Origin of the sequence: Enterobacter cloacae complex sp. IR5458 (assembly GCF_049238025.1) — a bacterium.
GTDB classification, from domain to species: Bacteria; Pseudomonadota; Gammaproteobacteria; order Enterobacterales; family Enterobacteriaceae; genus Enterobacter; species Enterobacter kobei.
This window is the reverse complement of the sequence record NZ_JBMKIF010000006.1, coordinates 37296-55108: the sequence shown is the minus strand read 5'-3', so window position 1 is coordinate 55108 and position 17813 is coordinate 37296. Positions and strand designations below refer to the sequence as shown.

The 17813-nt window shown below is 57.0% G+C and carries 17 protein-coding genes; 12 read left to right on the top strand and 5 right to left on the bottom strand.

Annotation, left to right across the window (positions count from 1 at the left end; genetic code table 11):
* Window positions 1-105: 105 nt before the first annotated feature.
* Window positions 106-1524: a multidrug resistance outer membrane protein MdtQ gene (gene mdtQ / locus ACOTYN_RS06660; RefSeq protein WP_071922041.1), complete on the top strand. Its 1419-nt coding sequence runs from the start codon at window positions 106-108 to the stop codon at window positions 1522-1524.
* 50 nt (window positions 1525-1574) lie between these two features.
* On the top strand, window positions 1575-2339 hold the full coding sequence (locus tag ACOTYN_RS06655; protein WP_023330918.1) for an SDR family oxidoreductase: 765 nt from the start codon (window positions 1575-1577) through the stop codon (window positions 2337-2339).
* A 60-nt stretch (window positions 2340-2399) separates the two neighbouring features.
* Here the strand turns inward: ACOTYN_RS06655 and ACOTYN_RS06650 are convergent, their stop codons facing one another.
* Window positions 2400-2972 (bottom strand): DedA family protein, encoded by a 573-nt coding sequence (locus ACOTYN_RS06650; RefSeq protein ID WP_023338535.1) that lies wholly within the window; start codon window positions 2970-2972, stop codon window positions 2400-2402.
* 157 nt (window positions 2973-3129) lie between these two features.
* Here ACOTYN_RS06650 and ACOTYN_RS06645 point away from each other — a divergent pair, with 157 nt between their 5' ends.
* Window positions 3130-3717 carry a Yip1 family protein gene (locus ACOTYN_RS06645; protein ID WP_014884553.1) on the top strand — a complete coding sequence of 196 codons (588 nt, stop codon included), beginning with the start codon at window positions 3130-3132 and terminating at the stop codon, window positions 3715-3717.
* 167 nt (window positions 3718-3884) lie between these two features.
* Window positions 3885-4808 (top strand): D-alanyl-D-alanine endopeptidase, encoded by a 924-nt coding sequence (gene pbpG / locus ACOTYN_RS06640; protein ID WP_014884552.1) that lies wholly within the window; start codon window positions 3885-3887, stop codon window positions 4806-4808.
* Between the two features lie 96 nt (window positions 4809-4904).
* Here pbpG and ACOTYN_RS06635 read toward each other — a convergent pair whose 3' ends face one another.
* Both ACOTYN_RS06635 and dld read right to left on the bottom strand, forming a co-directional pair.
* The gene (locus tag ACOTYN_RS06635) at window positions 4905-5459 is read right to left on the bottom strand and encodes a GNAT family N-acetyltransferase (RefSeq protein WP_014884551.1); all 555 of its coding nucleotides are present in this window, start codon (window positions 5457-5459) and stop codon (window positions 4905-4907) included.
* 112 nt (window positions 5460-5571) lie between these two features.
* On the bottom strand, window positions 5572-7320 hold the full coding sequence (gene dld / locus ACOTYN_RS06630; protein ID WP_332957024.1) for a D-lactate dehydrogenase: 1749 nt from the start codon (window positions 7318-7320) through the stop codon (window positions 5572-5574).
* A gap of 187 nt (window positions 7321-7507) precedes the next feature.
* Between dld and bglX the strand changes: the two genes are divergently transcribed.
* The 5 genes from bglX (at window position 7508) to ACOTYN_RS06605 (ending at window position 13704) form a co-directional block, all read left to right on the top strand.
* The gene (bglX, locus tag ACOTYN_RS06625; protein ID WP_045280987.1) at window positions 7508-9805 is read left to right on the top strand and encodes a beta-glucosidase BglX; all 2298 of its coding nucleotides are present in this window, start codon (window positions 7508-7510) and stop codon (window positions 9803-9805) included.
* 147 nt (window positions 9806-9952) lie between these two features.
* On the top strand, window positions 9953-10870 hold the full coding sequence (osmF, locus tag ACOTYN_RS06620; RefSeq protein WP_071922043.1) for a glycine betaine ABC transporter substrate-binding protein OsmF: 918 nt from the start codon (window positions 9953-9955) through the stop codon (window positions 10868-10870).
* Window positions 10871-10882: 12 nt separating this feature from the next.
* Window positions 10883-12040, top strand: a complete 1158-nt coding sequence (locus ACOTYN_RS06615; protein WP_032636032.1) for an ABC transporter permease — start codon at window positions 10883-10885, stop codon at window positions 12038-12040.
* Window positions 12033-12983, top strand: a complete 951-nt coding sequence (locus tag ACOTYN_RS06610; RefSeq protein WP_071922045.1) for an ABC transporter ATP-binding protein — start codon at window positions 12033-12035, stop codon at window positions 12981-12983. Before ACOTYN_RS06615 ends, ACOTYN_RS06610 begins: the two co-directional genes overlap by 8 nt.
* Window positions 12967-13704: an ABC transporter permease gene (locus tag ACOTYN_RS06605; protein ID WP_023330914.1), complete on the top strand. Its 738-nt coding sequence runs from the start codon at window positions 12967-12969 to the stop codon at window positions 13702-13704. The genes ACOTYN_RS06610 and ACOTYN_RS06605 overlap by 17 nt, the downstream gene beginning before the upstream one ends.
* Here the strand turns inward: ACOTYN_RS06605 and ACOTYN_RS06600 are convergent.
* A complete protein-coding gene (locus tag ACOTYN_RS06600) occupies window positions 13679-13792 on the bottom strand; it encodes a protein YohO (protein WP_010433613.1) in 114 nt (37 codons plus the stop codon). The genes ACOTYN_RS06605 and ACOTYN_RS06600 overlap by 26 nt on opposite strands.
* Window positions 13793-13861: 69 nt before the next feature.
* Entirely contained in the window at window positions 13862-14602 is a 741-nt protein-coding gene (gene mlrA, locus ACOTYN_RS06595) for an HTH-type transcriptional regulator MlrA (RefSeq protein WP_014884545.1), read from the bottom strand.
* A gap of 217 nt (window positions 14603-14819) precedes the next feature.
* Between mlrA and ACOTYN_RS06590 the strand changes: the two genes are divergently transcribed.
* Genes ACOTYN_RS06590 through ACOTYN_RS06580 form a run of 3 tightly spaced genes read left to right on the top strand, consistent with a single transcriptional unit; the run spans window position 14820 to window position 17735 of the window.
* On the top strand, window positions 14820-16505 hold the full coding sequence (locus ACOTYN_RS06590) for a sensor histidine kinase (RefSeq protein WP_014884544.1): 1686 nt from the start codon (window positions 14820-14822) through the stop codon (window positions 16503-16505).
* The gene (btsR, locus tag ACOTYN_RS06585) at window positions 16499-17218 is read left to right on the top strand and encodes a two-component system response regulator BtsR (RefSeq protein ID WP_014884543.1); all 720 of its coding nucleotides are present in this window, start codon (window positions 16499-16501) and stop codon (window positions 17216-17218) included. Before ACOTYN_RS06590 ends, btsR begins: the two co-directional genes overlap by 7 nt.
* 46 nt (window positions 17219-17264) lie before the next feature.
* Entirely contained in the window at window positions 17265-17735 is a 471-nt protein-coding gene (locus ACOTYN_RS06580; protein WP_050862516.1) for a DUF1456 family protein, read from the top strand.
* Window positions 17736-17813: the final 78 nt, after the last annotated feature.

Sequence of the window (17813 nt, the reverse complement as noted above, 5' to 3'; positions counted from 1 at the left end):
GCTGATTATGTAAATGTATAACAATTTGCGGATTGCCACGCGTTACTAAAAAACGGAAAGTCATCAAGCGTAAGTTGCGCCTTTATTTTTTGAGTGCATGGCGTAATGAAACGTTTTCTTATTTTATCTCTGAGTGCTCCCCTTGTTTTTATGCTGGCTGCGTGCGCACCGGAACATTCCACGGTAGCGCCAATAAAAACGCAGGCGACAGCTGCATCTGTAAATACCCGACTTAACCATGCAGACTGGCCGAAAAACGAATGGTGGAAAGAGTATAACGACCCGCAGCTGAATGCGCTTATTGCGAAAGCGATAGCGGATGCCCCGGATATGCAAATTGCCCGGCAACGTATTACGCTCGCGGAAGCACAGGCGAAGGCCGCTATTGCTGCCGATGGCCCACAACTGGATTTTTCTGCGGATGTTGAACGGCAGAAAATGTCGGCAGAAGGCCTGATGGGCCCGTTCGCGCTGACCGATCCGGCGGCGGGAACGACCGGCCCATGGTACACCAATGGCACTTTTGGCCTGACGGCGGGGTGGGATCTGGATCTCTGGGGGAAAAATCGCGCCCGGATTGCCGCGCGTATCGGTAAAGTGAATGCGCAAAAAGCGGAGCTGGAGCAGACTCGCCAGCTGCTTGCCAGCAGCGTTGCGCGCCTTTACTGGGTGTGGCAGACCCAGGCCGCTGCCGGGGATGTCCTTTCCCAAATTAAGCAGGAGCAGAAAAATATTATCGATGCCGATCGCGAACTGTATCAGCACGGTATTACCTCCTCGGTGGAGGGCGTCGAAACCGATATTTATGCCAGCAAAACGGATGAACAGTTAGCGGACGTGAAGGGCAAAATGAAGGCCATTGAGGCGCGACTGACTGCGTTGACCGGTACATCGGCCATAGCGCTTACGCGCCATGCGTTGCCTGCGACAGAAGCCTCGCTCCCTTCAACGCTGGGATATGAACTGCTGGCACGCCGCCCGGATCTTCAGGAGGCGCACTGGTATATCGAAGCCTCCCTGAGCGAGGTGGAGGCCGCCAGAGCCGCGTTCTATCCTGACGTGAATCTGATGGCCTTCTTACAGCAGGATGCCCTGCACCTCAGCGATCTGTTCCGCTCTTCCGCTCAGCAGATGGGCGTGACCGCCGGTTTGACCCTGCCGATTTTCGACAGCGGCAGGCTGAACGCCAATCTGGATAGTGCCCAGGCGCAGAATAACCTCTCTGTCGCGAACTACAACAAAGCGGTGGTGGAGGCGGTGAATCAGGTGGCGCGTACGGCCAGCGAAGTCGAAACCCTGACGGCAAAAAACCGTCACCAGCAGCAGGTCGAAAAAGACGCGGCACGTGTCGTGGCGCTGGCGCAGGCTCGTTTTAGGGCAGGTATCCTTGCGGGGTCGCGGGTCAGCGAAGCCAGAATCCCGGCGCTTAAAGAACACCTTGAGACGGTCATGCTGAAAGGACAGTATATCGACGCCACGCTGCAACTAACGTCGGCGCTGGGGGGCGGCTATCATCACGGCTAAAAAGATGCGTTATCTATACTTATCTCTTTGCTGTTTTTCAGGAGGTGAGTATGACCAGAGTAGCGATTGTTACCGCATCGGATTCCGGGATTGGTAAAACCACGGCCCTGATGCTGGCAGAGCGCGGGTTTGATATTGGCATTACCTGGCATTCTGATGAAAAAGGTGCGCTGGAAACCTGCCGTGAAGTGGAAGCGAAGGGGCAGCGAGCAGAGGCTGTCCATCTCGATTTAAGCACGCTCCCGGAAGGTGCTGAAGCCATTGACGTGCTGATTGCGCGTTTCGGTCGGCTGGACGTGCTGGTTAACAATGCCGGGGCGATGACCAAAGTGCCCTTCCTGGAGATGCCGTTTGACGACTGGCGGAACATCTTCACCGTCGACGTGGACGGTGCGTTTCTCTGTTCGCAGATTGCGGCACGGCAGATGGTGAAGCAGGGGGAAGGAGGGCGAATTGTCAACATTACCTCGGTGCATGAGCACACGCCGCTGCCGGAGGCCAGCGCCTACACCGCTGCGAAACATGCGCTCGGCGGCCTGACCAAATCCATGGCGATAGAACTGGTTAAGCACAACATTCTGGTGAACGCCGTCGCGCCGGGTGCCATTGCCACACCCATGAACGATATGGACGACAGCGAAGTGAAAGAAGGCTCAATGCCGGAAATCCCACTGGCGCGCCCCGGGCATACGAGAGAAATCGCCAGCCTGGTGGCGTGGCTGTGCGACAGCGACGCCAGCTATACCACCGGGCAATCGTTTATCGTTGACGGGGGTTTTATGCTGGCGAATCCGCAGTTTAAGCCGGAGGGATAGCTACTTTTTGCCCTCTCCCTGTGGGAGAGGGTGAGGGGCAGGGTATCAGGCCGCATCCGGCTACGCCTCATCCCGCGCCTTTTCCCGATGTTTCAGCCACAGCCTGACGCCAATCACCGCCACAACCACGACAAGCAACCATGCCCAGTGCTTCAGATGCTGGTCGAGATTATGCAGCCACGGACCTATCACCTCGCCTCCCACGTAACCGAGCGTCGTAAAGATCAGCGCCCAGGCAATGGCGCCAAGAATATTCAGCGGCAGAAAAATTTTCGGCGGCAGACGGCTGGCGCCAATCAGTATCGGCCCGATTATCCTGAAGCCGTACATAAAACGGGTGCCAATGACGAACAGGTAAGGGTGGCGCTGGATCAGGCGCTGCGCGCGGTTAATTTTCTTTTTGTGTTTAGCGAAACGCTTGAGAAGCGTCGGACCAAAGCGCAGACCCAGAAAGTAGAGTAGCTGATCGCCAATCATGCCGCCCAGCGCGACCGCAGCGACGACCAGCGGAAATTTCAGTAAGCCCTGATGCGCGGCGACGCCGCCTAACAGCGTGATGGTTTCACCTTCTGCCACGCTACCAATGACCAGCGCAGCATAGCCATATTGTTCAATGAGTGCGTTAATATCCATTACGTAAATGTTATCTCCCTCAGCGTACCTCGTTTAATCATATACCCCATGAATCAACAGCGGGGAAATCAACGGAAATTTCCCACTGTACATAAAATAATCTAAAGCCTGCATTATACTTAAGGTATCGCTGACGGGCCGACAACAAGGGGGCGCTATGAACCATGTCTGGGGACTTTTCTCCCATCCCGATCGTGAAATGCATGTCATCAAAAGTGAGAACGAAACGGTCTCGCATCATTACACCCACCATGTGCTGCTGATGGCCGCGGTGCCGGTAATATGCGCGTTTATTGGCACAACACAAATCGGCTGGAATTTCGGTGACGGCACCGTGGTTCAGCTTTCCTGGTTTACCGGGCTTTATCTTGCCATTCTCTTTTATGGCCTGATGCTGGCGGGCGTGGCGGTCATGGGGCGTGTCATTCACTGGATGGCACGTAACTATCCGCAACGTCCATCGCTGGCGCGCTGTATGGTCTTCGCTGGATACGTCGCGACCCCGCTGTTCTTAAGCGGTATTGTTGCACTGTATCCACTGGTCTGGTTGTGCGCACTGATCGGTACGATTGCTCTCTGTTACACAGGTTATCTGCTGTATCTGGGGGTTCCAACCTTCCTGAATATCAACAAAGAAGAGGGGCTGAGCTTCTCCAGCTCAACACTGGCTATCGGTGTGCTGGTGCTGGAGGCGTTACTGGCACTGACGGTTATTCTTTGGGGTTATGGATACCGTCTCTTCTAAGCTCACTGCATTGCTGGCGTAAATGCCAGCAATGCAGCATCTGTTCACGATTATCCGCTGGCGACAAAGCACTGTGACGGCTATGATGCCGAAGCCAGCCTGCGTTTATCCGTCGACGCAGGCGGTGTACGTCATTACGTGCGTGAATAATTATCAGAAGTCTCACCATGCTGAAATTCCGAGTCTCTTTACTTAGCCTGGCGCTGTTGCTGGGGGCGTCCGCTGCTGTGCCAGCCGTCGCTAAAACGCCCGCGGTGACCACTGCTGCTGCCCAGCCGCAAATTGCATCCGGCAGCGCGATGATTGTCGACCTCAACACCAATAAGGTGATTTACGCCAGCCATCCGGACCTGGTGCGCCCGATCGCTTCAATAACCAAATTAATGACCGCGATGGTGGTGCTTGATGCCCATCTGCCGCTGGACGAAAAACTGAAAGTGGATATCAGCCACACGCCAGAGATGAAAGGGATCTACTCTCGCGTGCGCCTGAACAGCGAAATCAGCCGTAAAAACATGCTGCTGCTGGCGCTGATGTCATCCGAAAACCGTGCGGCCGCGAGCCTGGCACACCACTATCCTGGCGGTTACGACGCGTTTATTCGCGCGATGAACGCCAAAGCCAAAGCGCTGGGGATGAACAATACGCACTATGTTGAACCGACGGGTCTGTCGATTAACAACGTCTCGACGGCCCGCGATCTGACGAAACTGCTGATTGCCAGCAAGCAGTATCCGCTGATTGGCCAGCTCAGCACGACCCGTGAAGAGATGGCGACCTTTGCCAACCCGGCCTATACGCTGCCGTTCCGCAACACTAACCATCTGGTTTACCGGGATAACTGGAACATTCAGCTAACGAAAACCGGATTCACCAACGCGGCAGGACACTGTCTGGTGATGCGTACCGTGTTTAACGGTAAGCCGGTGGCGCTGGTGGTGATGGATGCCTTCGGGAAATATACTCACTTTGCGGATGCGAGCCGCCTGCGGACCTGGATTGAGACCGGGAAAGTGCAGCCTGTACCGGCCGCGGCTTTGACGTATAAAAAGCAGAAAGCGGAGCAGATGGCGACGGCGCAGAACGATTAGGTAAATGCAAAACGGTAACCCAGGTTACCGTTTTTTATGTTTTCTCCCTCTCCCTGTGGGAGAGGGCTGGGGTGAGGGCACCAGACCGCACGGTTTTTATTCCGGCAGCGTCCAGTCCCCGTCGTTGAGCGGGCGCTGCATAATCACCGTATCCCGCCAGTCGCCTTTCTTGTATCCCACGCTGCGCAGCTGACCGACAATCTCGAAGCCATGCTTTTTATGCAGCCGCAACGAACCGGCATTGTTATTGCCATCTCCCACTACGGCAATCATCTGCCGCCACGGGCCTTGTTCGCAGCGTGCGATAAGCGCATCCATTAATGCCGTGCCAAAACCGCGGCCGGTGGTGCTGGCGTCCACGTAAATCGACTCTTCCAGGGTATAGCGGTAGGCGTGTCGCGGTCGGTAAGGACTGGCATAGCAGTAACCCACCACGATGCCGCGATACAGCGCGATGAGCCACGGTAAACCGTTCTCAGCCACGCTTTTCATACGCTGGCGCATTTCGTCGATAGTCGGGGGGACTTCTTCAAATGACGCGCGTCCGTGAAGCACATGCCAGGCATAAATTGCGGTGATGGCATGCACATCATCGGGAAGGGCGTCGCGCACTTCCAGTTCGGTTTCGGATAAAACGTCAACAGCCGACATGATGTGCCTGCTCCTCGTGATCGCATGCCGGAGAAACGTTTCTCCGGCGACAGACCGCTACTCTATTACGATTAACAAGCGCTAAACAATCTCTCAAATTTGGCTGTAGGAATTAATCAGACGCTTGCGTTGAGTGCTGCTCCGCGTCTGGGCTCTCTTTCCAGTATTTCTTCCGCGTTGTTTTACCAATGCCGGGGTTCATGCTGTTTGTAGGGTCATTCTCGCGATAAAACTGCTTAAGTGTGTCAGGAGCTTTATAAAGATGCCCGACGTTGTGTTCCGCAGGATATTGTGCGCCACGCTCGTGAAGAAGGGCGAGCATCTGCTCTTTCAGTTCGTGGGCATCAACTCCTTTTTTGACAATGTAATCCTGATGGAAGACATAGCACATAAAATGGCCGTAATAGAGCTTATTCACCAGCTTGCTGTCGATTTCCGGCGGCAAATGCTCAAACCACTCGGTGTCGTTACGGCGCAGGGCAATATCCAGCGCCAGGATATCTTCCACCTCGTCAGAGTGTACTGCCTGGTAACGGATAGCGGCTCCCGCCGCGGCAAAACGGTGCAGGAAGGCTTTGCTGCCCTCTTCAGGGGTACAGGCGAAGAAATCCCCTTCGGCGGTTTTGAAGAAGTCGGCCAGCCAGGCCTGCGCTTCGGCAATCCCGTCCCCGGCCATTTTCAGCAGCAGATGATGTTCGTACTTATCACGCCAGGTTTTCATTCGCTCCGGCAAATGCGCCGGGAAAACGTTGCCCAGCTTCTGCATAAAGCGGTCGGTGAAGTGAGGTTTGAACAGCGACACTTTCTCCAGCATCGCATCGGTGCGGCCCTTCATGGTGAAGAAGAACGGCATTTTGTCGGTGCCGAGCTTGTCGATCATCAGGAACGTATCTTTGCCGTAACGCTCGGCAATGTCGTAAATGTCCCGATGCATATATTCGCCTGCCACCGGCAGGTGGGTGAATTCGCCCAAAATATGACGACGGATTTCGGTTAACACTTCAGGCTGGTTGGTGCCGATATAAAACACCTGCTGCTTTTTCTCTGCCGGGAAGGTGTCAAGACGCACCGCGAAAACGGCAAGTTTGCCCGCACAGCCGGAGGACTCAAACAGACGGTCAGAGTCGGCGTTATAGCGCGCCGGCGTATCGGCTTCAATATCGCGCACGCGGGTAATGTAGTCATGGTCGTGCGCGTGGCGGCCGTCGTGCTGCACGTCTTCGTCCTTCACGCGATCGTCGTCGAGCTTGCTGAGGATCTGCTCTGGCGTTACGCCGAGATCGATTCCCAGGTGGTTCACCAGCGTCAGCTTGCCGTTTTCGTCAATACGGGCAAACAGCGACATCTCGGTGTAGGCCGGGCCGCGCTGCACCAGCGAGCCGCCGGAGTTATTGCAGATCCCACCGACGACCGAGGCGCCAATGCACGAGGAGCCGATCACCGAATGCGGTTCGCGTCCCAGCGGCTTAAGCGCTTTTTCCAGCGAGTAAAGAGTGGTACCAGGGAAGGCGAGTACCTGCTCGCCTTTATCCAGCAGATGCAGCTTGTCGAGGCGCAGAGTGCTGATAATCACGATGTCACGATCGTAATCGTTGCCGTTCGGCGTAGAACCTTCGGTCAGGCCGGTGTTGGCCGCCTGCATTAATATAATCTTGTCGGCGGCAACGCAGGCGCTCAGCACGCGCCACAGTTCCAGCAGCGTGCCCGGAAAGACCACCGCCAGCGCCTCGCCCTGACCGGAGCGGAAACCCTTACGGTAGCGGGCGGTTTTAGCCGGGTCGGTGAGCAGGTGAGAGGAGCCAACCAGGCGCGACAGTTCGTTAATGAATGTTTTGTTATCGTCAGTTCGAACAGAAGACATCTTCCACTCCTTGTGGTGGGGCAAATTTCTCGCTGTAAAGCATAGCGCGATTAACAGTTTCGCGGTCTACTATTCATGAGAAAAATCAGAGAATAACCCTGCAAGCAAAAGAGGGTTTATGGCACACTGCGCTTTTCGCCCGGACCGGTGGCCTTCTTCCGGCGGTTAATGATGAGAGAGTAACGACATGAGATGGATATGTTCTTTAGGTGTCGCCGTCAGCCTGGCGCTGCAGCCTGCGCTGGCAGATGAGTTGTTTGGCAATCACCCGCTTACGCCTGAAGCCCGGGACGCATTTGTCACGGAACTGCTTAAAAAGATGACGGTTGATGAGAAGATCGGCCAGCTGCGTCTGATAAGCGTCGGCCCGGATAACCCGAAAGAGGCCATCCGGGAGATGATCAAAGAAAGCCAGGTGGGCGCCATCTTTAACACCGTCACCCGCCAGGATATCCGCAAAATGCAGGATCAGGTGATGGCGCTTAGCCGCCTGAAGATCCCTCTCTTCTTCGCCTATGACGTGGTACACGGCCAGCGCACCGTCTTCCCTATCAGTCTCGGCCTGGCCTCCTCCTTTAACCTCGATGCGGTGAAAACCGTCGGTCGCGTGTCGGCTTATGAAGCGGCGGATGACGGCCTGAACATGACCTGGGCTCCGATGGTCGATGTCTCGCGCGATCCGCGCTGGGGCCGCGCATCGGAAGGCTTCGGTGAAGATACGTATTTAACCGCCACGATGGGCAAAACCATGGTGGAAGCGATGCAGGGCAAAAGCCCGGCAGACCGCTATTCGGTGATGACCAGCGTCAAACACTTCGCGGCCTATGGCGCAGTGGAGGGCGGTAAAGAGTACAACACTGTCGACATGAGCCCGCAGCGCCTGTTCAACGACTATATGCCGCCGTACAAGGCAGGGCTGGATGCAGGCAGCGGCGCGGTGATGGTGGCGCTTAACTCGCTGAACGGCACGCCGGCGACCTCCGATTCGTGGCTGCTGAAAGACGTGCTGCGTGACCAGTGGGGCTTTAAAGGCATCACCGTGTCTGACCACGGCGCGATTAAAGAGCTGATCAAACACGGCACTGCATCCGACCCGGAAGACGCCGTGCGCGTGGCGCTGAAGTCTGGCATTAACATGAGCATGAGCGATGAATACTACAGCAAATACCTGCCGGGGCTGGTGAAGAGCGGCAAGGTGACGATGGCGGAGCTGGACGATGCCACGCGCCACGTGCTGAACGTGAAATATGACATGGGGTTGTTTAACGATCCGTACAGCCACCTGGGGCCAAAAGATTCCGACCCGGCGGACACCAATGCTGAAAGCCGCCTGCACCGCAAAGAAGCGCGTGATGTGGCGCGCGAAAGCCTGGTGCTGCTGAAGAACCGCCTCGACACGCTGCCGCTGAAAAAATCCGGCACCATTGCCGTGGTGGGCCCACTGGCTGACAGCAAACGCGACGTGATGGGAAGTTGGTCTGCGGCAGGCGTCGCCGATCAGTCCGTGACCGTGCTGACCGGTATCAAGAGCGCCGTCGGTGAAAACGCCAAAGTGGTGTACGCCAAAGGGGCAAACGTCACTAATGATAAAGACATCGTCACCTTCCTCAACCAGTACGAGGAAGCGGTGAAGGTCGATCCGCGCACGCCGAAAGAGATGATCGACGAAGCGGTAAACGCGGCTAAGCAGTCGGACGTCGTTGTCGCGGTCGTGGGCGAAGCGCAGGGGATGGCGCATGAAGCTTCCAGCCGTACCGATATCACTATTCCGCAGAGTCAGCGCGATCTGATTGCCGCCCTGAAAGCCACCGGCAAGCCGCTGGTGCTGGTGCTGATGAACGGTCGTCCGCTGGCGCTGGTGAAAGAAGACCAGCAGGCAGATGCCATTCTGGAAACCTGGTTCGCCGGTACCGAAGGCGGTAACGCTATCGCCGACGTGCTGTTTGGCGATTACAACCCGTCCGGCAAGCTGCCGATGTCCTTCCCGCGCTCCGTCGGGCAGATCCCGGTTTATTACAGCCACCTGAACACCGGTCGCCCGTACAACGCCGACAAGCCGAACAAGTACACGTCACGTTACTTCGATGAAGCCAACGGCCCGCTGTATCCGTTTGGTTATGGTCTGAGCTACACCACCTTCAAGGTCTCCGGGGTGAAAATGTCGGCCCCGACCCTGAAGCGTGATGGCAAAGTGACCGCCAGCGTCGAGGTGACCAACACCGGCAAGCGCGAAGGGGCAACGGTGATTCAGATGTACGTGCAGGATGTCACTGCGTCGATGAGTCGTCCCGTGAAGCAGCTGCGTGGTTTCGAAAAGGTTGACCTGAAACCGGGTGAAACCAAAACCATCAGCTTCCCGATTGACGTGGATGCGCTGAAGTTCTGGAACCAGCAGATGAAATACGATGCGGAACCCGGCAAATTTAACGTCTTTATCGGGGTGGACTCCGCTCGCGTGAATAAAGGCGAGTTCGAACTGCTGTAACCTTTCCTGCCTTTGCATCCCCCCGTCCTGCGGGGGATGCATCTTACCTTATGCTAAAAAGGCATTTTGACGGTTAATTCTGCCGTTTTAAGCTACGCTTTTCTCTCAAGCCTCTGAAAAAGGCAGCAAAAAAATGAGGATAGCGGAATGACGATTATTAAGGGGATGTTGGGATCGGCGGCATTACTGGCGGCGCTGAGTGTGCCGTTACAGGCGGCGGAGCCGGTAAAAGTGGGTTCCAAGATCGATACCGAAGGCGCGCTGCTCGGGAATATTATTTTGCAGGTGCTGGAAAGCCACGGTCTGAAAACCGTCAATAAAGTCCAGCTCGGCACCACGCCCGTGGTGCGCGGGGCGATTACCTCCGGCGAACTGGATATCTACCCGGAATACACCGGCAACGGGGCATTCTTCTTTAAAGATGAAAACGATCCGGCATGGAAAAACGCCAAAGCCGGGTATGAGAAAGTCAAAAAACTCGACGCGGAACAGAACAAACTGGTCTGGCTGACCCCGGCTCCGGCCAACAATACCTGGACCATCGCTGTGCGCAAAGATGTGGCGGAGAAAGGTAAGCTGAACTCACTGACGGATCTTAGCCGCTACCTGAAAGAGAAGGGTGATTTTAAGCTTGCGGCGTCCGCAGAGTTTATCGAGCGTCCTGACGCGCTGCCCGCGTTCGAAAAAGCCTACGGTTTCAAACTCGACCAGGCGCAGCTGCTCTCTCTGGCGGGCGGGGATACTGCGGTGACCATCAAAGCCGCAGCGCAGCAAACCTCGGGTGTTAATGCGGCCATGGCCTACGGTACCGATGGCCCGGTGGCGGCGCTCGGCCTGCAGACCCTGACCGATCCTAAAGGCGTTCAGCCGATTTACGCCCCGACCCCGGTCGTGCGTGAGGCGGTGCTGAAAGCCCATCCGGAGATTGCCGACTGGCTCAAGCCGGTCTTCGAAAAGCTGGATGAAAAAACGCTGCAGCAGCTGAATGCCAGCATTGCCGTCGAGGGACTGGATGCCAAAAAAGTGGCCGCCGACTTCCTGAAACAACAAGGGCTTGTGAAGTAACGGGAAAGGGCTGTGCCAATAAAATGTCATAACCGCGTACTGCTGCTGTTGGCCTGCACGGCCATCGCGGCGGTCGCGTTACCGTTTGTGAATGTCGCCCCTAACCGCCTGATGTCGGGGGAGGGCAAAGCGCTCTGGCAGGTCTGGTCGTTTACGCCGGGGTGGCTGGCGGCGTCGCTGGGCGCGTGGGTGATCCTGTCGCTCTGGCAGGGACGCCCGGCGCAGTGGCTGACGCTGCTCCTCTCCGAAGGGCTGTTTATTCTCCTGTTCTGGAGCGCCGGACTGGCGGCGACGCATATGGCGTCGGCGGAAAGTCCACTGGCGAGGACCTCTATAGGCAGCGGCCTCTGGCTGTGGCTGGCGCTCTGTTTGCTGGCCTGCAGCGATGCGATTCGTCGACTCATCTCCAGTGCCGTCTGGCGCTGGGTACTGAATGCGCAGATATGGTGTATACCATTGTTCCTGCTGTTCAGTGGGGAGCTGAACAATCTCTCGCTGTTAAAAGAGTACGCCAACCGCCAGGAGGTATTTGATGATGCCCTGGCGCAACACCTGACGATCCTCTTCGGCACGCTCCTTCCGGCGCTTCTGCTCGGGATTTCGCTGGGCATGTGGTGTTACCGCCATCCTTCCCGCCAGGGCAGCATTTTTGCCGTGCTCAACGTCATCCAGACGATTCCTTCCGTTGCGCTGTTTGGCCTGCTGATTGCCCCGCTGGCCGGGCTGGTGAAGTCGTTTCCGGTGCTGGGCGCGGCAGGCATCGCCGGAACGGGATTAACCCCGGCGCTTATCGCGCTGGTGCTCTATGCACTGTTGCCGCTGGTGCGCGGCGTGGTCGCGGGGTTAAGCCAGGTCGCGCCGGATGTGCTGGAAAGCGCCCATGCCATGGGGATGAGCGCGCGGCAGTGTTTCTGGAAGATACAGCTCCCGCTGGCGCTACCCCTGCTGCTGCGCAGCCTGCGGGTAGTTGCCGTTCAGACCGTGGGCATGGCGGTGATCGCCGCGCTGATTGGCGCGGGTGGCTTTGGTGCGCTGGTGTTCCAGGGGCTGCTGAGCAGTGCTCTCGATTTGGTGTTGCTGGGCGTGGTGCCCACGATTGCGCTGGCGGTGGTTGTCGACGCGCTGTTTGCCTTATGGCTCGCGCTGCTCAGGAGAAGCGCCAATGATTGAATTTCATGATGTCAGTAAAACCTTTGCGGGTCGCCCGGCGGCGAGCCATCTCAACCTGAACTTTGCCGAAGGCGCGTTTTCCGTGCTGATTGGTACGTCAGGGTCGGGAAAATCCACCACGCTGAAGATGATCAACCGTCTGGTCGAGCATGACAGTGGGCTGATCCGCTTTGCCGGGGAAGAGATCCGCAGTCTGCCGGTGCTGGAGTTGCGCCGTCGGATGGGCTATGCCATTCAGTCCATCGGACTGTTTCCCCACTGGACGGTGGCGCAAAACATTGCCACTGTGCTGCAGCTGGAGAAATGGTCGCGGGCTAAAACGGCTGACCGGGTGGAGGAACTGATGTCTCTGCTGGGGTTAGAGCCTGCCTTGCGCGCCCGCTATCCGCACCAGCTTTCCGGTGGGCAGCAGCAGCGCGTGGGCGTGGCGCGCGCGCTGGCGGCCAATCCGCAGGTGTTGCTGATGGACGAACCCTTTGGTGCGCTGGATCCAGTGACGCGCGGGGCGCTGCAGACGGAAATGACCCGTATTCACCGCATTCTCGGAAGGACGATTGTCCTCGTGACGCACGATATTGATGAAGCTCTGCGCCTGGCCGACCATCTGGTCCTGATGGATCACGGCGAAGTGGTGCAGCAGGGCGCGCCGCTCGCGCTGCTGACCAGCCCGAAGAACGACTTTGTGCGTGAGTTTTTTGGCCGTAGCGAGCTGGGCGTCAGGTTGCTCTCCCTGCGAACGGTCAGTGACTATATGCGTCGACAGGATACGTCGCTCGCCGGTGAACCGCTACAGGCGCAAATGACCCTGCGGGATGCTCTCTCCGCGTTTGTGGCGCGCCAGTGTGAAGTGCTACCCGTTTCGGATGCCCGGGGGGCACCGTGCGGAAGCTTACATTTTCGCGATCTGCTGGCCGGGGAGGTGACGCGTGAAGGCTCTGCGTGATCCGCTCCTCTGGCTGGTAGCGCTGTTTGTCGCCTTACTGTTTTTGATGCCTCACAGCGCGGTACTGTTCAGCGCACTTTTCCCTGGGCTGCCGCGCCCGGTGTACCAGCAGGAGAGCTTTATTAATCTCGCCGTGGCGCATCTCTGGCTGGTGGCGCTCTCCAGCACTGTCGCGATTGTGCTGGGCACAGGTGCGGGTATCGCGGTGACCCGGCCTGCCGGGCGGGAGTTTCGTCCACTGGTGGAAACCATCGCGGCTATTGGACAGACGTTTCCGCCGGTGGCGGTGCTGGCCATTGCGGTGCCGGTCATGGGATTTGGTCAGCAGCCTGCGCTTATCGCGCTGATTTTATACGGGGTGTTGCCCATTCTGCAGGGCACGCTGGCGGGTATTGCGGCTGTCCCGGCATCGGTGTTAAGCGTGGCAGAAGGGATGGGGATGAGTCGCTGGCAGCGGCTGCGCAAGGTGGAACTGCCGCTTGCAGCACCGGTTATTATTGCCGGGATCCGCACGTCGGTGATTATTAACATCGGGACGGCGACCATTGCGTCTACGGTGGGGGCCAATACGCTGGGAACGCCGATCATTATCGGCTTAAGCGGGTTTAACACGGCTTATATTGTGCAGGGAGCGGTGCTGGTCGCGCTGGCGGCTATCGTCGTCGACCGCCTTTTTGAGCGGCTGGCGATGTACCTCAGCCGACACCGCCACGAACAATAAACGAGTACCCTGCCAGCATTACGCCGCCGATACCGCTTACGGCCATCAGGACAAAAAGGGTAATCACGGCCAGTTTGGTTGCCTTCATCATGTGCTCCTGTTGTTAACGGAACAATTATACGGTGAAGCGCAGCTGTTAATGAACCATAAAATGCCGTTATGGCTCATCCGGGCCAAGGGAATAAACCGGATACCCATTCTCACGCCATTCCGTCAGCAGCTGTTGCTGCGTGGCGGACGGCACTTCGCCACACCAGACCAGCAGAGTCTGGCCGTCGAAAAACTCAGGCTTAAGCTGCGCCAGCGAGTGCGCAAGGACATCCACGCGCCAGCCCTGTTGGGTGGCAATCCACGCTTCCAGCCACAGGCGGGTGGTGTCGTGCACGTTCCATCCGACCACCAGCGCATCTTTTCCGGCCTTGTTCTTCGCCGAGGCGAGGCAGACGGCAATGTAGTTAATCAGCACGCCGTCGAGCATGCTGAGCAGCGCCTGCAGGGTGGACTGCTGGCATTGCAGGCGTCGACGGAGCGGAATGAAAAGATGGGCGATGAGTGTCTGTGCCGGATAATCGCGGCCCTGCTCTTTGATCCATGCGCGCAGGCGCTGCACATTACCCGCCTGCAGGAGCCGCAGCAGGGTTTCCTGCTGTTCGCGCCAGAGGTGCTGCGTGTCCGGGTCGTCGTGGCTCAGCAAGGACTTCACTTTACCGACCTGCACGCCGTTGTCTATCCAGCTTTTAATTTCGCGGATCCGGTCGATATCGGCATCGTTGAACAGGCGATGTCCGCCGTCCGTTCTCTGCGGTTTAAGCAATCCATACCGTCGCTGCCACGCCCGTAGGGTAACGGGATTGATATCACAAAGGAGTGCCACTTCACCTATCGTGTAAAGCGCCATATTTGCCCCCTGGCTTACGCGTTCCCAGCTTAACTGTAGACCCACTTTGCCGAACCAGGAAGGATTGATTGATTTTTGAACAAATAATGCGAAGGATGCGCGATGATCGGAAAAAGGTGTGATAACGGACACGATTTTGCGCTTTTTTGGGATGCTTCAAAGAAAGCAAACCTGCAACAGTGTATGTTACGCGTTTTTAGCGTGTGCGGTTTTGAGTATGTACGAGTTTAATCTGGTGCTGCTGTTGCTTCAGCAGATGTGCGTGTTTCTGGTCATCGCCTGGCTGATGAGCAAAACGCGTCTTTTTATCCCGCTGATGCAGGTCACCGTACGTCTGCCGCATAAGCTGCTCTGCTACGTCACCTTCTCTATTTTTTGCATAATGGGGACTTATTTTGGTCTTCATATCGAAGATTCTATCGCCAATACGCGCGCGATCGGCGCGGTGATGGGCGGGCTGCTTGGCGGCCCCGTCGTCGGTGGCCTTGTGGGGTTAACCGGCGGGCTGCATCGTTATTCCATGGGCGGGATGACGGCGCTCAGCTGTATGATCTCTACGATCGTGGAAGGGCTGCTTGGCGGCCTGGTACACAGCTACATGATCAAGCGTGGTCGCCCGGATAAAGTCTTTAGCCCGCTCACTGCCGGGGCGATCACCTTTGTGGCCGAAATGGCGCAGATGGCGATCATCCTGCTGATTGCCCGTCCCTTTGACGATGCGCTGCACCTGGTCAGCAGTATTGCGGCCCCGATGATGGTGACTAACACCGTCGGCGCGGCGCTGTTTATGCGCATTCTGCTTGATAAACGCGCCATGTTTGAGAAGTACACCTCGGCCTTTTCTGCCACGGCGTTGAAGGTTGCCGCCTCGACCGAAGGGATCCTGCGCCAGGGCTTTAACGAGGAGAACAGCATGAAGGTGGCGCAGGTGCTCTACAAAGAGCTCGATATCGGCGCGGTCGCCATCACCGATCGCGAAAAGCTGCTGGCGTTTACCGGCACCGGAGACGATCACCATCTGCCGGGCAAACCTATCTCCTCAACCTATACGCTGCGGGCCATTGAAACCGGCGAAGTAGTGTATGCCGATGGTAACGAAGTGCCTTATCGCTGCTCGCTGCATCCGCAGTGTAAGCTGGGCTCCACGCTCGTCATTCCGCTGCGCGGTGAAAATCAGCGGGTGATGGGCACCATCAAGCTGTATGAGGCGAAAAACCGCCTGTTCAGCTCCATCAACCGCACGCTGGGGGAGGGGATCGCTCAGCTGCTGTCAGCGCAAATCCTCGCCGGGCAGTATGAACGGCAGAAAGCCCTGTTAACGCAGTCTGAGATTAAGCTCCTGCATGCGCAGGTTAATCCGCATTTCCTGTTTAATGCCCTGAATACGCTTAAAGCGGTGATCCGCCGCGACAGCGATCAGGCCGCGCAGCTGGTGCAGTTTCTGTCGACCTTTTTCCGCAAGAACCTGAAACGTCCGTCAGAGATAGTGACCCTGTCCGATGAGATTGAGCACGTGAACGCCTATCTGCAGATTGAGCAGGCGCGTTTCCAGTCTCGCCTGCAGGTGTCGCTTTCCGTCCCGGATGACCTGGCGTATCAGCATCTTCCGGCCTTTACCCTGCAGCCTATCGTGGAAAATGCCATCAAACATGGAACTTCGCAGCTGCTCGGGATCGGAGAGATCACGATTGCTGCCAGCCGTTTTAACCATCATCTGGTGCTGGATATTGAAGATAATGCCGGGCTTTATCAGCCTTCCACGTCGGGCGGGCTAGGGATGAGCCTGGTGGATAAACGTCTGCGTGCCCACTTTGGCGACGACTGCGGTATTACCGTGGCCTGTGAGCCGGACCGATTTACCCGTATTACCGTTCGACTGCCGCTGGAGGAAAACGCATGTTAAGAGTGCTGATTGTGGATGATGAGCCGCTGGCACGGGAAAACCTGCGCGTTCTGCTGCAGGAGCAGCCAGATATTGAGGTTGTGGGAGAGTGTGCGAACGCCATTGAGGCCATTGGTGCCGTGCATAAGTTGCGCCCTGACGTGCTGTTCCTCGACATTCAAATGCCGCGTATCAGCGGGCTGGAGATGGTGGGTATGCTCGACCCGGCGCATCGTCCCTACATCGTGTTTCTGACGGCCTTCGACGAGTATGCCGTTAAGGCTTTTGAGGAGCACGCGTTTGATTATTTACTCAAGCCGATTGAAGAGAAGCGGCTGGAAAAGACCCTGAACCGGTTACGCCAGGAGCGAACCGTCCAGGATGTCACGCTGCTGCCAGAGAACCAGCAGCCGCTGAAATTTATCCCGTGCACCGGGCACAGCCGAATCTATCTTTTGCAGATGGATGATGTGGCCTTCGTGAGTAGCCGACTGAGCGGCGTGTTTGTCACCAGTGCAGAGGGAAATGAAGGATTTACCGAACTGACTCTGCGCACGCTGGAGAGCCGCACGCCGCTGATCCGCTGTCATCGCCAGTATCTGGTGAACATGGCGCATCTGAAAGAGATCCGCCTGGAAGACAACGGCCAGGCCGAGCTGGTACTGCGCGCCGGGCAGACTGTTCCCGTCAGCCGCCGCTATCTGAAAAGTTTGAAAGAGGCGATTGGCCTGTAAAGCTGGTACACTGCGCGCCATTGCATCATCGACATTCGAAGGCTCTATGCTCAGTAACGATATTCTCCGTAGCCTGCGCTACACCCTGAAAGCAAACAACAACGACATGGTGCGCATTCTTGCACTGTCCGACATGGAATCCACGTCTGCAGGCTTTGACACCTGGATGACCAAAGAGGATGAAGAGGGCTTCGTGCGCTGCCCCGACATCATTCTGTCGGGTTTCCTGAACGGTCTGATTTATGACAAGCGTGGCAAAGATGAGTCCGCCCCGGAGCTGGCGCTGGAGCGTCGCGTGAACAACAATACGGTACTGAAAAAGCTGCGCATCGCGTTCTCGCTGAAAACGGACGATATTGTGGCGATCATGACGGAGCAAAAATACCGCGTATCCGTGCCGGAAGTGACTGCCATGATGCGCGCGCCGGACCACAAAAACTACCGCGAGTGCGGTGATCAGTTTCTGCGTAATTTTCTGCGCGGGCTGACCCACCGGGTGCATCACCCTAAAGTGTGATTTGCCCAGCGGCGCTGCGCTTGCAGGGCCTACGGGTTTTGTAGGCCGGGTAAGGCGAAGCCGCCACCCGGCAAAAAA